The organism is Mesobacterium hydrothermale, from assembly GCF_035818635.1.
Lineage (GTDB): Bacteria > Pseudomonadota > Alphaproteobacteria > Rhodobacterales > Rhodobacteraceae > Mesobacterium_A > Mesobacterium_A hydrothermale.
On sequence record NZ_JAYLLH010000038.1, the window covers coordinates 1 to 14,865 of the forward strand.

The window sequence follows — 14,865 nt, forward strand, 5'->3', positions numbered from 1 at the left end:
AAAAATACAAAAACAAAACCGCCAAGCAAACCGCTCGGCGGTTTTACCCGTTCATATCCAGCTGACAGCTACAGACGGGCCAAAAACGCCTCAAAATCTCAAACTCCACGCCACTTCGTGGCCTTTTTCCGTTAATACTTGTGACCGTGCAGTCCTTTGCCCTGGCAACAGCGGAAGTATGTACGGTTATGAAGCGTTTCCTTGAGAGCATCCGCAAACATGCGGCGACACGGCCGGATCATCCGGCAATCGTTGAAGATGACACCGTTGTCGGATACGCGCAGCTTGACGCGTTGAGTGATCGCCTCGCACTTGACATGATCACGGCGGGCTTGAAACCAGGGGACCGGATCGGTTGCCTGAAAAGCAACATGATCACCATGTTTGTGACCGCGCTGGCCGGGCTGAAAACCGGGGTCGTCTATATCGTTTTGGATATACGCGAAAGCGAAGAGCGCAAGGCGCATATCCTTGGGCTTGCCGACGCGCGGTTGATCGTCGGCGACCAGGACGCCTCTCGAACTTTCGCGAAAGACCAAGGCTTGCCCTATATCCATGCGCCAGATCTTTCGCCTGCGCAGACGGCGTTTGTGCCTCGCGCACTTCCGGATACCGCTACCTGCTGGATCGAACCGACGTCGGGCTCGACCAGCTTGCCAAAACTTGTCGCCAGTTCGCGCGCCTGCCTGCAACACTATGTTGACGCCCAAGTTGCGCATTCCGGGCTTCAGGCGTCAGACCGTATCGCCCTGTTCGGCGAACTCTGGTGCGACACTCTGTTCGCGGGCCTTGCGGTTGGTGCCAGCGCGATCTCTTACGATCTGCGCGGACGCGGTGCGGCACCGCTGGCAGATTGGATGGCGGATCAGCACATCACGGCAACGCAGACCTATGTCGCGGCCTTTCGTGCCATGGCGCAGGCGGTTCGTACACCTTTGTCAAAGCTTCGGATAGTTCGGCTTGCCGGAGAAACGGTCCTTCCTGGCGATGTCGCGGCGTTCGAACGGATCGCCGCGGCGGATGCGTGTTTGATCAACTACTACGGCGCGACGGAATGCGGATTTCTGGCGCAGTATACCCACCGCAAGGGTCAGCCGAACCCGTATCGCGTCTTGCCGATCGGGAAAGTTATCGCCGGCTCGAAGATCGAAGTTGTCGATGACGCTTTCCAGCCCGTGCCACAGGGTGTCACGGGCCGTATCCTGTATCTCGCCCCCCATCTGCCCGACGGATATTTCAAGAACCCGGAAAAAACCGCCGAAACCTATCTCGATGGAACCGACGGGATGCGGGTGTGGAACACCGGTGATCTGGGATACCTTGATGATGACGGCCTCTATCACGTCGTCGGACGCGCCGATGACCAGGTAAAGATACGCGGGTATTCCGTGCGATATTCCGAAATCGAGCAGGCTCTGGTGACACATCCTGATCTTGAAGCGGTTGTGGTTACCAGCTTTCTGTCACCTCGGGGGCAACGGCAGTTGTCAGCGCATATCATTGTGGCAGCGGGGAAAACCTTTGATCCACTGGCGCTGAAAGGGTTCCTTGCCGAAAGGTTGCCAGCCTACATGGTACCAACCTATTTCCTAGCGCATGACAGCTTTCCCCGGACCGATACCGGCAAGGTATTGCGCCGGGGTCTACCAAATCCACTGGATGCACTGGAGGCTGGTGGCGGGCTGGATACGACCCAGTTGAACGCGTGCGAAAAGACCGTGGCGCACGTCTGGTCACGGATACTTGGCCACGACGGCTATAGCGCGGAGGAAGACTTTTTTGACGTTGGCGGCGATTCCCTGCAGGCGATGGAAGTGGTGGTCGAACTGGAGCGTCAGCTTAAGGTGCGGATCGGGTATGAAAGCCTGATCATGCATGGAGCGTCGATCCGGGCGATTGCGGCACGAATCCAGAATGCTGCACAGATGCAGGACAGGGTTCTGACGCTGAATGCCGGACAAACCACCCCGCTTTACGTCTTGCCGGTCGAAAACGGCGAATTTTCTGATTGGCTCTACATGATGCGCGCGTTTGGCGACGATCTGACGGTCAAGGGAGTGCATGTGCGTGACCTGTCAAAACGAGATTGTTTCAATCGCCGCACAACCGCCGAGCTGGCAGAGTACGCAGCACAAAGCATCCTGGCTGAGAATCCCAATGGGCCGTATTTCCTGGCGGGGTTCAGCATGGGAACGCAACTGGCCTTCGAAACTGCCTGTCGCCTTACCGCGCTGGGAAAAACCGTTGAAGGGCTTGTGTTGCTGGATCCGCCCGTTCTGAAATACGAAGACTTTTCCAAGTCCTGGTGGATCCGAAAACTGGCAAGCGCATTGCTCAAACAACGTGATCTTGGCCTCACGTTGAATCGCTTCGGGCATGTGTTCCTGAAAACACCGGCGCGGGAACTGCACTTTGCGGATGAAACCGCGTTCCGCACCTATCGACCCAAGAAATGTAAGATACCCAACGTCTTGTTCCTGACCGCGCGCGATCTGAACCCGCATCGCGATGTGAAACTGGCCTATTGGCAAGACCTTGTCGGTGGTGCGGCAGAGGTTCGAGAGGTGCCGGGAACCCACAATTCGATCGTGCGCGACCCGAACGCCCCTGCCACCGCAAAGGCGATCGAACACTGGTTCAGAACACGGCTGGCATCGCCCAACATGGCCAAGACCGCGCACTATTACGCGGCGCAGTAATTCTCAGGTGGGTTTTAACGCAGCGGTGACATAGTTCACTGAAAGGTCACGATCCGAAATCCGCCAGCGCCACGTTACTGGGTTGAATTGGTATCCCTTGCGATCTACCGGCGTCATCCCGGCCTGCTCGATCAACGAAAACAATTCTTCGGGCGTGATGAACTTTTTCCAGTCATGGGTGCCCTTAGGCAGCCATCGCATCACGTATTCCGCGCCGACAATCGCCATGGCAAAGCTTTTCGAATTGCGGTTGATGGTCGAACACAGATGCAACCCACCGGGTTTCAGCAGTTGCTGACATGCCGTCAGATACGCCAGCGGATCGGCCACGTGCTCAACGACTTCCATGTTCAGCACCACATCGAACTGTTCGCCCGCTGCCGCCAACGCCTCTGCCGTCGTGTGGCGATAGTCGATTTCCAATGCCGACTGGGCCGCATGGGTCTGTGCTACTGGAATGTTGCTGCCACCTGCATCGACACCCACAACGGTTGCCCCCAGCCGCGCCATAGGTTCGCACAGCAGCCCGCCACCGCATCCGATATCCAGAAGGCGAAGCCCGCGGAAGGGCGCAGCGGCATTCAGATCACAACCAAATTCCCCGGCGATCTGGTTGGTGATATAGTCAAGGCGAACCGGGTTCATCATGTGCAGCGGCTTGAACTTGCCGTTCGGATCCCACCATTCGGCGGCCATGGCTTCGAACTTGGCGATTTCGGACGGGTCAACGGTGCTGGTCATCTTTGAATTTCCCATGGCGTTTTTGCGCTGCTGCACAATATAGATACCTCATGGACAAATTCCCGAGCCAAAAGCGCGCAGTGCAGTATCTCTATCCTCCCATCGATCCCTTTGATCAACGCATGATCGACACCGGCGACGGTCATTCGATCTATGTCGAGCAAAGCGGCCGGCGGGATGGGATCCCGGTGATCGTGCTGCACGGCGGTCCGGGTGGTGGGTGCAGCCCGGCGATGCGACGGTATTTCGATCCAAAGGTCTTCCGCGCGGTGCTGTTCGACCAGCGCGGCTGCGGCCGGTCGCGTCCCCATGCAAGCGTGACGAACAACACCACATGGCACCTTGTCGATGATATCGAACGCATCCGGACAGACCTTGGGATCGAAGACGCGATTGTCTTTGGCGGCAGTTGGGGTGCGACGCTGGCTTTGATCTATGCCATCAGCCATCCCGAACGCGTGCGTCAGCTCGTGTTGCGCGGCGTGTTCCTGATGACGCAGGCAGAACTGGATTGGTTCTATGCTGGCGGCGCAGGGCAATTCTGGCCGGAACCCTGGGCCCGATTCATCGCCCCGATTCCCGAAAACGAACGTCATGACCTGATCGGCGCGTATCACCGCCGACTTTTTTCCGGAAATCTTCAGGAAGAAACCCGGCTCGCGCGCGCTTGGTCGGCATGGGAAAATGCGCTGGCCTCGGTCTATTCAAACGGGGTCGGAGGCGAGCCGCCCGGCGACTATGCCCGCGCCTTTGCGCGGCTTGAAAACCACTATTTCCAGAACGCAGGTTTCCTGACCGAAGATGGCTGGATCCTGCGCAATATTGGCCGAATTGCCGATATTCCGGGCATTATTGTGCAGGGCCGATACGATATGATCTGCCCCCCGCAGCGGGCCTGGGAACTGGCCAACGCTTGGCCCAATTCCGACCTTCGGATGGTGCGCAACGCGGGCCATGCCCTGTCCGAACCGGGCATCAGCGCAGAACTGGTGCGTGCGATGGACAGGATCGGTCAGGCAGAGCTTTGACGCCAAAAGGGTTTACACAAGAAAGTTAGCCGTTAACCTTAACATCACGAGGGGACTGCGCCGGGGAAAGACGTTGAATTCGGTATTGAAGATTGTCTTGCAGCGGCTCGCACTGGGGGTGCTGACCCTGTTCATCGTATCAATCGTGATCTTCGTTGCCGTGAACCTTCTGCCCGGTGACTTTGCTCAGGCGATCCTTGGACAAGGCGCAACGCAGGAAGCGGTGGATGCAATCCGCCGCGACCTCGGGCTCGATCAGCCGATGGTTGTTCGCTACCTGACATGGTTGGCAGATGCGTTGCGTGGGGATCTTGGAAACTCTTTTGCGCAGGCCAATTTCGCCAGTTTCGTTGGCGAAGACAGCGGCGTCCGTGTCACAGTGGCGGACCAGATCGCGCCGCGGTTCGCCAATACGATGTTCCTGGCCGGGGTCACCGCCGCCATCGCGGTGCCGTTTTCCGTGACCTTGGGGATCCTCGCGGCGCTATACCGGAACACGGTGTTCGACCGGATCACCAATGTCTCTACGCTGACATCGATCTCCAGCCCGGAATTCTTTCTGGCCTATGTTCTGATCCTGATGCTGGCGGTTCTGAACCCTGTGTTTCCGACGCTCTCCAACATCTATGACGGAATGCCGTTCCTGGAGCGGTTGGACAAGACAATGCTGCCGGCCTTGACGCTGACACTGGTCGTGACGGCGCACATGATGCGCATGACTCGCGCGGCGATCATCAACCTGCTGGCGTCCCCCTATATCGAGATGGCGCGGCTGAAAGGCATCAGCCCGATGCGCGTGATCGTAAAACACGCGTTGCCCAACGCCTTGGCGCCAATCATCAACGTGGTCGCGCTGAACCTGGCTTATCTGATCACCGGCGTCGTCGTGGTCGAGGTGGTTTTCGTCTATCCCGGCATCGGGCAATTGTTTGTCGACAGCGTGAAGATCCGCGACATCCCGGTTGTGCAAGCGTGCTGTCTGATCTTCGCTGCCGCCTATATCCTGCTAAACCTGACGGCAGACGTCTTGTCGATCCTGTCCAATCCGCGTCTGAGGCATCCGAAATGAGCGTTTGGGTCTGGATCATTGGTGGCTTGGCAGCCATCGCCGTCGCTGGCTGGCTGTTCCGGCTGTTTGGCCAGAAGGCCACCGGCAACAAGCCGTTTTTCCGCGATATGCCGTACAGCGTGGCTTTTGGGTATGTGCTGGGCGTGGTTCTGCTCGCCCTGGCGGTTTGGTACTATTTCCAGCCGCGCGTCAATGACATGGGCATTCCAAGTGCCGGGGTGACCTTCTTTGGCTGGGCGGTGAACGGATTCTTCATCGCGGCGGCGGCTGCCTGGGTGTTTCGCTTGTTGGGCCGGAACGTGGGTACCAAGGGCACACGCAAATTGTTCCGCCAGATGCCGCTGACCGCAAGTTTTGGCATTCTTGTCATTCTGATCTATGCAACGCTCGCTATCTTTGCGGGGATCATCGCTCCGCATGGTCAGGAAGACGTCTTCGCCAAGGTCAATGTCCTGCCGGGCGGCAACATTGCCACCGGCGGCGATCCGGCGTTCCCGTTGGGTACAGACCAGATCGGTCGCGATTTGCTGTCACGCCTGATCTATGGCGCGCAGAACACCGTGGGAATCGCCTTTGCTACCACGTGCCTTGCGTTCTTCTTCGGGGGATCGCTCGGGTTTCTGGCCGCGACGTTGCAAGGATGGCTGGATCAGGTGCTGTCTCGCGCGGTCGACGTGCTGATGGCGATTCCGTCGCTGATCTTCGCGCTTTTGCTGATGACCATCGCCAGTGCCTGGGCGGGTTCGGAGAAATGGCTGCTGACGGTTTATATGGTGCTGATCATCGCGCTGATTGACAGCACGCGGGTCTTCCGTCTGGCCCGTGCTGTGGGCATGAACATCGTGGTTATGGACTATATCGAGGCCGCCAAGCTGCGTGGTGAAGGGCTGGGATACCTGATCTTCCGTGAAATCCTGCCCAACGCCACCGCGCCCTTGCTGGCGGAATTCGGCCTTCGTTTCTGTTTCGTCTTCCTGACGATCGCGTCGCTGTCCTTCCTTGGCGTTGGGATCCAGCCACCTTTGGCCGACTGGGGCACGATGGTGCGGGATTTGGCGCAGTTCATCAACTTTGCCCAGTTCAGTCCTCTGACCGCCGCGCTGCCCTTGCTGGCCGCCGGGGCAATCGCACTGTTGACCGTTGCGGTGAATTTCGTGGTCGACTGGATGCTCTACCGCTCCTCGGGGCTGAAGGAGTGATGCCATGAGCAACGACAACCTGCTCACCATCCGCAACATCAAGATCGAAGGCCGCAGCGACGAGACATGGATGCCGATCATCAATGGCATCGACCTGGACCTGAAAAAGGGCGAGGTGCTGGGCCTGATCGGAGAATCCGGCGCGGGCAAGTCAACGCTGGGTTTGGCAGCGATGGGGTTCACCCGCGACGGTGTACGGGTTTCCGGCGGAACCGTACAATTTGACGGGATCGACCTTCTGACTGCGAGCGCGGCAACCAAGCGTGCATTGCTGGGCAAACGCATTGCATATGTTGCGCAATCGGCGGCGGCAAGCTTCAACCCGGCGCACAAGCTGATCGACCAGCACACCGAAGGCCCAAGCCAGCATGGTGTCATGAGTCGCGCGGAAAGCGAGGCTGACGGGATCGAGCTGTATCGCAAACTGCGCCTGCCCAACCCGGAACAGATCGGTTTTCGCTATCCGCACCAGGTGTCGGGTGGGCAGTTGCAGCGGGCGATGACGGCAATGGCCATGTCCTGCCGTCCCGACCTGATCATCTTTGACGAGCCGACCACCGCGCTGGACGTGACCACCCAGATCGAGGTCTTGGCCGCGATCCGCAATATCGTCGAGGAATTCGACACCGCCGCGATCTATATCACCCACGATCTGGCGGTGGTCGCTCAGATGGCGGACCGGATCAAGGTCCTGCTGAAAGGCGATGAGGTCGAAGAGGCCGACACCCGCACAATGCTGTCCGCGCCGACACAGGATTACACCAAGAGTCTTTGGGCCGTGCGCGCTTTCCAGCGGCCGCAAAAGCCACCGGTGGCCCCCGGGGTTACGCCGGTGGTATCGGTCCGGAACGTGACCGCCTCCTATGGCAAGGTGCCGGTGCTGCATGACGTGAGTTTCGACATTCACGAAGGCCGCACCGTGGCGGTCGTGGGGGAATCCGGTTCGGGCAAATCGACCACGGCACGGTGCATTACCGGGCTGCTGCCGCCGCGCGAGGGGGTCATCGAATTCGATGGCGAAGCGCTGCCGCTGGATTATCGCAAGCGCAGCAAGATGCAGCTGCGGCAGGCGCAGATGATTTATCAGATGGCCGATACTGCGCTGAATCCGCGACAGACCATTGGCCAGATCATTTCCCGCCCGGTGCAGTTTTACATGGGCCTTTCCGGCAAGGCGTTGCGCCGCCGGGTCGAGGAATTGCTGGAAGAGATCGAACTGCCGGCCGGCCAGTTCATCGACCGCCTGCCCTCCGAGCTTTCGGGCGGACAGAAACAGCGGATCGGCATCGCCCGGGCGTTGGCAGCGGAGCCGAAATTCATCATCTGCGATGAAGTTACCAGCGCACTTGATCAGTTGGTGGCCGAAGGCATTCTGAAACTTCTTGCCCGGCTTCAGGACGAACTGAAGCTTAGCTACATGTTCATCACCCATGACCTTGCCACCGTTCGGTCGATCGCCGACGAGGTGGTGGTTATGAAAGATGGCCGCGTGGTCGAACAGGGGCCCAAGGATGAAATGTTCCGCCCGCCCCACCACGCCTATACCGACCTTCTGCTCAGTTCCGTTCCTGAAATGGATCCGGACTGGCTGACCAATCTTCTCCAGGCGCGCGGAGTTGATAACATCGGCGACGCAGCCGTTGATAAGATGACGTGAGAATCAGCAACCATAAACACGCGGCGCGCGCGGGGCGCGCCGCAACAAACCAAAAGGGAGATCAACCATGACACGGATAAGCAGACGGAGCCTTCTGGCCTCCGGTGTTGCCGCAAGCGTGCTGGCCGCCAGCGGGATGCCGCTGCGCGCGCAGGCCAAGCGTGGGGGGCGGCTCCGGGCCGGTCTCAACGGTGCCAACACGTCAGACAGCTGGGACGGCCGGACCCATTCCGATCTGTTCATGATCGCCAGTGCCCAGGGCGCGGTGTTCGAAAGCCTGACCGAGGTCACCGCCGACGGGCAGTTGATCGGCGAACTGGCCACCGACTGGGAAGCCTCGGCCGACGCAAAAACCTGGACGTTCAACCTGCGTCAGGGCGTGACCTTCCACAATGGCAAGGCATTCGGCGCCGACGACGTTCTGGCATCGTTGCAGATGCATGTGGCCGAAGGTGCGAAATCTGCTGCCAAGCCCATCGTCTCTGCCATTAGCGAGATGAAAAAGACCGGCGAGCACCAGGTTCAGTTCACGCTGGCTGCGGGCAATGCCGACTTCCCCTACTTGATGTCGGACTATCATATCCTGATGTATCCGGCGGGTCAGATCGAAGAGGCGATTGCCAAGGGCATCGGTACCGGCATGTATGCCGTCACCAGCTTTGAACCCGGTGTGCGGATGACCGCAAAGCGCGTCGACAGCCACTGGAAAGACGGCACTGCGGGCTGGTTTGACGAGATCGAGTATATCGCGATCAACGACTCGACCGCGCGGATGAACGCGTTGCTGACCGGCCAGGTCGACGCGATCAACCGGATCGACTTCAAGACCGAGGCGCTGCTCAAGGCAAACCCGATCGTCCGTATTCAGGAAGTGACCGGCAACCAGCACTACACCTTCCCGATGTTGACCAAGGTCGCGCCCTTCGATGACGTGAACGTCCGCCGCGCCCTGAAGCACGCGATCAACCGCCAGGAACTGGTGGACAAGATCCTTCTGGGTCACGGGCTTCCGGCCAGTGACACGCCGATCGGCCCGGCCAACCAGTACTACTACAAGGACATGGAGCCGCTGACCTATGACCCGGACAAGGCGGCATTCTACCTGAAAGAGGCTGGTCTGACCTCGCTCAACATCGACCTGAACGTTTCTGATGCGGCGTTCAACGGGGCTGTTGACGGCGCGCAGCTGTACCAGGCATCGGCCAAGAAGGCGGGAATTAACATCAACGTGGTGCAGGAACCGGCCGATGGCTACTGGTCCAACGTCTGGTTGAAAAAGCCGTTCTGCGCGTCCTATTTCTCGGGCCGCGCCACGGAGGACTGGATGTTCGCCACCGCCTATGAGGCCGGTGTGCCGTGGAACGACAGCCAGTGGGACGAACCGCGGTTCCAGGAACTGCTGCTCTCTGCGCGGGCCGAACTGGACAGCACCAAGCGCCGCGACATGTATCACGAGATGCAACAGATCCTGCGCGACGATGGCGGCGTGATCATCCCGATGTTTGCCAACTATGTGCAGGCCGTCAGCAACAAGGTGGTTTCGCCCGACACCGTCGGCAACCTTTGGCAGATGGACAACGCCCGCATGGCGGAACGTTGGTGGATGGCCTGAGCCACGCCTGAATGACCGGAAACGCCCCGCCCCTGCGCGGGGCGTTTTCTTTTGCGGGGGATGGGGCTATTTCAGTCGTGAACTGACAGCTTACAGGGATGCCCGGATGCTTCTGGTCCTGACCATGGCCGCTGCCCTTTGGGGGATCGGCATCGTGATGAAGACACCGGTCGGTTTGCGGCTTGGAATGATCGGCATCCTGTATTTTGCCGTTGTCGCGCTCCACCTTTTGCTGCCTGACGGGCATGCTTTGCGCAATGCCACGGGGGAAAGCGCGGCACCGTGGCTGATGCTGGGCGGGTTCTTCGGGCTGATCCTTGTCTATCGCTTTGGCCTTAACTGGCTGCGGGGCAAGGCTGTGCCTGCCGCAGACCCCGCGCCGACCAGACCCGGCGCGTTGCGAGATGCCGAACTGGAACGCTATGCCCGCCACATCGTGCTGCGCGAAATTGGTGGGGCCGGGCAGAAACGGCTGAAATCCGCAAGTGTTCTGGTGGTCGGGGCCGGGGGGCTTGGTGCCCCGGCGCTGCAATATCTGGCGGCTGCTGGCGTCGGCACCATCGGAGTCATCGACGATGACGTGGTCGACGCAGGCAACCTGCAACGCCAGATCATCCACCGTGACGACACCATTGGTTTGCCCAAGGTGTTTTCCGCCGAACGGGCGTTGAAAGCCTTGAATCCTTATGTCCAGATCCGCCCCTACAAACGCCGTTTGACGGACGAGATCGCGAAGGACCTGTTCGCCGAGTACGATCTGATCCTGGACGGTACCGACAATTTCACCACGCGCTACCTGTCGAACGCGACCGCCGTGGCACTGGGCAAGCCGCTGATTTCCGGCGCGCTCAGCCAGTGGGAAGGGCAGATCAGCGTGTTTCACCCGGCCAAGGGCGGCCCGTGCTACCAGTGCATTTTCCCCGAGGCGCCCGCACCGGGCCTTGCCCCCAGCTGCGCCGAGGCCGGCGTGCTGGGCCCCTTGCCCGGCGTGATCGGCGCGATGATGGCGGTCGAGGCGGTCAAACAAATCACCGGGGCGGGTCAGGTGCTGCGTGGCGAAATGTTGATCTATGACGCGCTGTGGGGCGAGACCCGCAAGATCACGCTGAAACCCGATCCTGCCTGCCCTGTGTGCGGTCGTTGATCGCGCAACGCATTTGACCAACATCTCTGTTGCAGCCTCTGCAAGCTGGGGCATACTGCCCCCAACAACAGGGAGCCTGACCATGAAACGCATTTTGACTGCGGCCGTTGCCGCCCTTTCACTGACCGCCCCGGCCCTTGCCGCCGACCTGCCCGATCTGGGGGGCAAGGAAGTGGTCGTTGTGACCGAAAACGCCTATCCGCCGCTGCAATTCGTCGATCCCGCCAGCGGCAATGCGATCGGCTGGGAATATGACGCGATGGTCCCGGCGGTGTCCGAAGGCCAGTATGACTTGGGCATGACCGGCATCACCATCCGCGACGATCGTAAGGAAATGGTCGATTTCTCGGATGCCTACATGCGGTCGGAAATGGTGATGATGGTGCGCGGCGACGAAGACCGGTTCACCGATGCCGCCAGCTTTGCGGCGAATGACGATCTGCTGATGGCCGCGCAGCCCGGCACCACGCCGTTCTATGTCGGCGTTTATGAAGTGCTGGACGGCGACGAGGCCAACCCGCGCATCAAGCTGTTCGAAACCTTCGGTGCGGGCGTTCAGGCACTGAAAACCGGCGATGTCGATCTGGTGCTGACCGATGGCACGGCGGGCAATGGCTATGTTTCCGCCTCGGATGGCGCATTGAAGATCGTCGGCGACAAGCTGGGAACCGAGGATTTCGGGTTCATCTTCCCGAAAGGGTCCGACCTTGTTGGTCCGATCAATGCCGCGATTGCCGACATGAAAGGCGATGGCACGATCGACGCGCTGAACAAGAAGTGGTTCCTTGATTACAAGTTGGGCGGCTGACGCCACACGTGCCCCGGGGTTGGGCCCCGGGGCGGTTTTCGTGACATGATTTCCCCCCCCGCGCATGACGACGATTTTCCCTGGTGGCTGGTGATTGCCGGGGGGATCGGGGCGTATCTGCTGTACCGTGTGGTCACCCATGACCTGCACGCGCAAATTCTGTCGACCTTGCTGAAGGGCGTGAAGATCACCGTTGTGGTGACGCTTGTGGGGTTCGCGCTGGCGGCAGCGATGGGCCTTTTGATCGCGGTGGCGTCGCTGTCAAACAGCGTGATCCTGCGCCAGACCGCGCGGTTCTATACGGAAATCGTGCGCGGCATCCCGATCCTTGTGTTGTTGCTGTACGTTGCATTCGTTCTTGCGCCGGCGCTGGTGGAACTGCGCAACTGGGCGCTGGGCTGGCTCGGGATCGAGCCCGTCCGGACGCGAGAGTTTTCGCTGCTGTGGCGAGCGGTACTGGCGCTGGCGATCGGCTATTCCGCCTTCATCGCCGAGGTGTTTCGCGCCGGGCTTCTCTCTGTCGACGAAGGCCAGGTCGAGGCCGCGAAGTCGTTGGGCCTGAACCGTTGGCTGCGGTTCCGATTTATCGTGTTCCCGCAGGCGATCCGCACGATCCTGCCGCCCCTGGGCAACGATTTCGTCGCGATGATCAAGGATTCGAGCCTTGTCAGCGTGCTCGGCGTTCTGGATGTCACGCAATTGGGCAAGGTGACGGCCGCAGGCAACTTCCGCTATTTTGAAACCTACAACGTGGTCGCGCTGATCTATCTTGCGATAACGATTTCCCTGTCATTGGCCCTGCGGCGTCTGGAACGGCATTTGCGGTCCAAGCCGCATTGAAGGTGCCGGGACAAGGGCCTAGCTTCCTGTCAAAGGAGACACCCCATGACCAACCCGCTTTTGTCTGACTGGACCACGCCTTTTGGCCTGCCGCCGTTTGCAGAGATCACCGACGACGATTTCGGCCCCGCCTTCGATGCCGCCATGGTCGAGGACTTGGCCGAGGTCGAAGCCGTGGCCAACAATCCCGAACCACCGACGTTTGAAAACACGATCCACGGGTTGATGCGCACCGGCGAGGCGCTGGACCAGGTGGCGGGGGTGTTTTTCAACATCGCGGGGTCCGACAGCAACCCGGCGCGCGAGGCGTTGATGCGGGACTTTTCCCCCAAACTGGCGGCGCATTCGGCGGCGATTTATTCGAACCGTACGCTTTTCAACCGGATCCGTACAGTCTGGAAGGCGCGCGACGATCTGGACCTGACCCCTGAACAGGCCCGCGTGCTGGATCTGACGCATCGCAATTTCATCCGCGCCGGCGCCGCGCTGGAAGGGGACGATGCCGAGCGGATGAAAGAGATCAAGGGTCGGCTGGCCGTGCTGGGCACCACCTTTACCCAGAACCTGCTGGCCGACGAACGCGACTGGTTCCGCGAGCTGACCGAGGCCGAGGCCGAGGGGCTGCCCGGTTTCCTGATGAACGCTGCTCTGGCGGCGGGCAAGGAACGTGGCGTGGAGGGCCCGGTGATCACCCTGTCGCGGTCACTTGTGGTGCCGTTCCTGCAGTTTTCGCCCAACCGTGCCCTGCGGAAAGAGGCCTATGAAGCCTGGGTCGCCCGTGGTGAAAACGGCGGAGAGACCGACAATCGCGCCGCCGCGGCCGAGATCCTGAAGCTGCGCGAAGAACGCGCGCGGCTGTTGGGGTATGTCGATTTCGCCAGCTACAAGCTGGAAACCGAGATGGCCAAGACGCCGGAGCGGGTGCGCGACTTGCTGATGGACGTCTGGGAACCGGCCAAGGCGCGGGCCGAGGCGGACGCCAAGGTTCTGGCAGAGATGCTGCACGCCGACGGTCACAACGGGGCGCTGGAAGCGTGGGACTGGCGGTACTACGCAGAAAAGCGACGCAAGGCGGAACACGATCTGGATGAGACCGCGCTGAAGCCCTATCTGCAGCTGGACCGGATGATCGAGGCATCCTTTGCCTGCGCCAACCGCCTGTTCGGGCTGGAGTTCGCGCCGCTGGACGTGCCGCTTTATCATCCCGACGCCCGCGCGTGGGAGGTGACCCGCAATGGCGAACATGTGGCGGTGTTCATCGGCGACTATTTCGCGCGCTCGTCAAAACGGTCGGGCGCGTGGTGTTCCGCGTTCCGGTCGCAGCGCAAGTTTCCGGATGTCAAACGCCCAATCGTCGTGAATGTCTGTAACTTCGCCAAGGGCGATCCGGCGCTGCTGTCCTATGACGACGCGCGCACCCTGTTCCATGAATTCGGTCATGCGCTGCACCAGATGCTGTCGGACGTGACCTATGACATGATCTCGGGCACCTCTGTCGCACGCGATTTCGTGGAACTGCCTAGCCAGCTGTATGAACACTGGCTGGAGGTGCCCGAGGTGCTGGCCGAATTCGCCACCCATGCCGAGACCGGAGAGCCGATGCCGCAGGAGATGCTGGAAAAGGTAATCGCGGCGGCAACCTTCGACATGGGGTTCCAGACGGTGGAATACGTTGCCTCGGCCCTGGTGGACCTGGAGTTTCACCTGGGCGATGCGCCCGCCGATCCCATGGCGAAACAGGCAGAGGTTCTGGCCGCGCTGGGCATGCCGCATGCGATCCGGATGCGCCACGCCACCCCGCATTTCGCCCATGTCTTCGCCGGCGACGGCTATTCCAGCGGTTACTACAGCTACATGTGGTCCGAGGTGATGGACGCAGACGCGTTCGAGGCCTTCGAGGAAGCCGGGGGCGCCTTTGATCCCGAGACGGCTGAAAAGCTGGAACGCTTCATCCTGTCGGCTGGCGGGTCGGAAGAGGCCGAGGCGCTTTACACCAAGTTCCGTGGCCGCCTGCCGGGGGTCGAGGCACTGTTGAAAGGGCGCGGGCTGGCGGCGTAAGCGCGCCAGT

The 14,865-nt window shown here is 60.4% G+C and carries 12 protein-coding genes; 11 read left to right on the plus strand and 1 reads right to left on the minus strand.

The genetic code is table 11. From position 1 onward, the window contains the following. Both VK792_RS17640 and VK792_RS17645 read left to right on the plus strand, forming a co-directional pair. The coding region (locus VK792_RS17640) for a hypothetical protein (RefSeq protein ID WP_326299188.1) at nt 1-205 on the plus strand (205 nt) is incomplete at its 5' end. Then, complete coding sequence (locus tag VK792_RS17645; protein WP_326299189.1) at nt 189-2,699, plus strand: AMP-binding protein; 2,511 nt, start codon at nt 189-191, stop codon at nt 2,697-2,699. The genes VK792_RS17640 and VK792_RS17645, both read left to right, overlap by 17 nt. A gap of 3 nt (nt 2,700-2,702) precedes the next feature. Here the strand turns inward: VK792_RS17645 and ubiG are convergent, their stop codons facing one another. Next, nucleotides 2,703-3,440 carry a bifunctional 2-polyprenyl-6-hydroxyphenol methylase/3-demethylubiquinol 3-O-methyltransferase UbiG gene (ubiG, locus tag VK792_RS17650; RefSeq protein WP_326299190.1) on the minus strand — a complete coding sequence of 246 codons (738 nt, stop codon included), beginning with the start codon at nt 3,438-3,440 and terminating at the stop codon, nt 2,703-2,705. A 50-nt stretch (nt 3,441-3,490) separates the two neighbouring features. Here ubiG and pip point away from each other — a divergent pair, with 50 nt between their 5' ends. From pip to VK792_RS17695, 9 genes are all read left to right on the plus strand, one after another. Beyond that, nucleotides 3,491-4,468, plus strand: coding sequence for a prolyl aminopeptidase (gene pip, locus VK792_RS17655; RefSeq protein ID WP_326299191.1), 978 nt, complete (start codon nt 3,491-3,493; stop codon nt 4,466-4,468). A 73-nt stretch (nt 4,469-4,541) separates the two neighbouring features. Beyond that, the gene (locus tag VK792_RS17660; RefSeq protein ID WP_326299192.1) at nt 4,542-5,537 is read left to right on the plus strand and encodes an ABC transporter permease; all 996 of its coding nucleotides are present in this window, start codon (nt 4,542-4,544) and stop codon (nt 5,535-5,537) included. Beyond that, a complete protein-coding gene (locus VK792_RS17665) occupies nt 5,534-6,736 on the plus strand; it encodes an ABC transporter permease (protein WP_326299193.1) in 1,203 nt (400 codons plus the stop codon). The genes VK792_RS17660 and VK792_RS17665 overlap by 4 nt, the downstream gene beginning before the upstream one ends. Nucleotides 6,737-6,740: 4 nt before the next feature. Further along, nucleotides 6,741-8,393: an ABC transporter ATP-binding protein gene (locus tag VK792_RS17670; RefSeq protein ID WP_326299194.1), complete on the plus strand. Its 1,653-nt coding sequence runs from the start codon at nt 6,741-6,743 to the stop codon at nt 8,391-8,393. Nucleotides 8,394-8,460: 67 nt separating this feature from the next. Continuing rightward, nucleotides 8,461-10,005 carry an ABC transporter substrate-binding protein gene (locus VK792_RS17675; RefSeq protein WP_326299195.1) on the plus strand — a complete coding sequence of 515 codons (1,545 nt, stop codon included), beginning with the start codon at nt 8,461-8,463 and terminating at the stop codon, nt 10,003-10,005. Between the two features lie 106 nt (nt 10,006-10,111). After that, nucleotides 10,112-11,149: a HesA/MoeB/ThiF family protein gene (locus VK792_RS17680; RefSeq protein WP_326299196.1), complete on the plus strand. Its 1,038-nt coding sequence runs from the start codon at nt 10,112-10,114 to the stop codon at nt 11,147-11,149. Nucleotides 11,150-11,231: 82 nt separating this feature from the next. Next, nucleotides 11,232-11,957: a transporter substrate-binding domain-containing protein gene (locus VK792_RS17685; protein ID WP_326299197.1), complete on the plus strand. Its 726-nt coding sequence runs from the start codon at nt 11,232-11,234 to the stop codon at nt 11,955-11,957. A gap of 45 nt (nt 11,958-12,002) precedes the next feature. After that, nucleotides 12,003-12,797: an amino acid ABC transporter permease gene (locus VK792_RS17690; RefSeq protein ID WP_326299198.1), complete on the plus strand. Its 795-nt coding sequence runs from the start codon at nt 12,003-12,005 to the stop codon at nt 12,795-12,797. A gap of 45 nt (nt 12,798-12,842) precedes the next feature. Next, on the plus strand, nt 12,843-14,855 hold the full coding sequence (locus tag VK792_RS17695) for a M3 family metallopeptidase (protein ID WP_326299199.1): 2,013 nt from the start codon (nt 12,843-12,845) through the stop codon (nt 14,853-14,855). Nucleotides 14,856-14,865 lie beyond the last annotated feature (10 nt).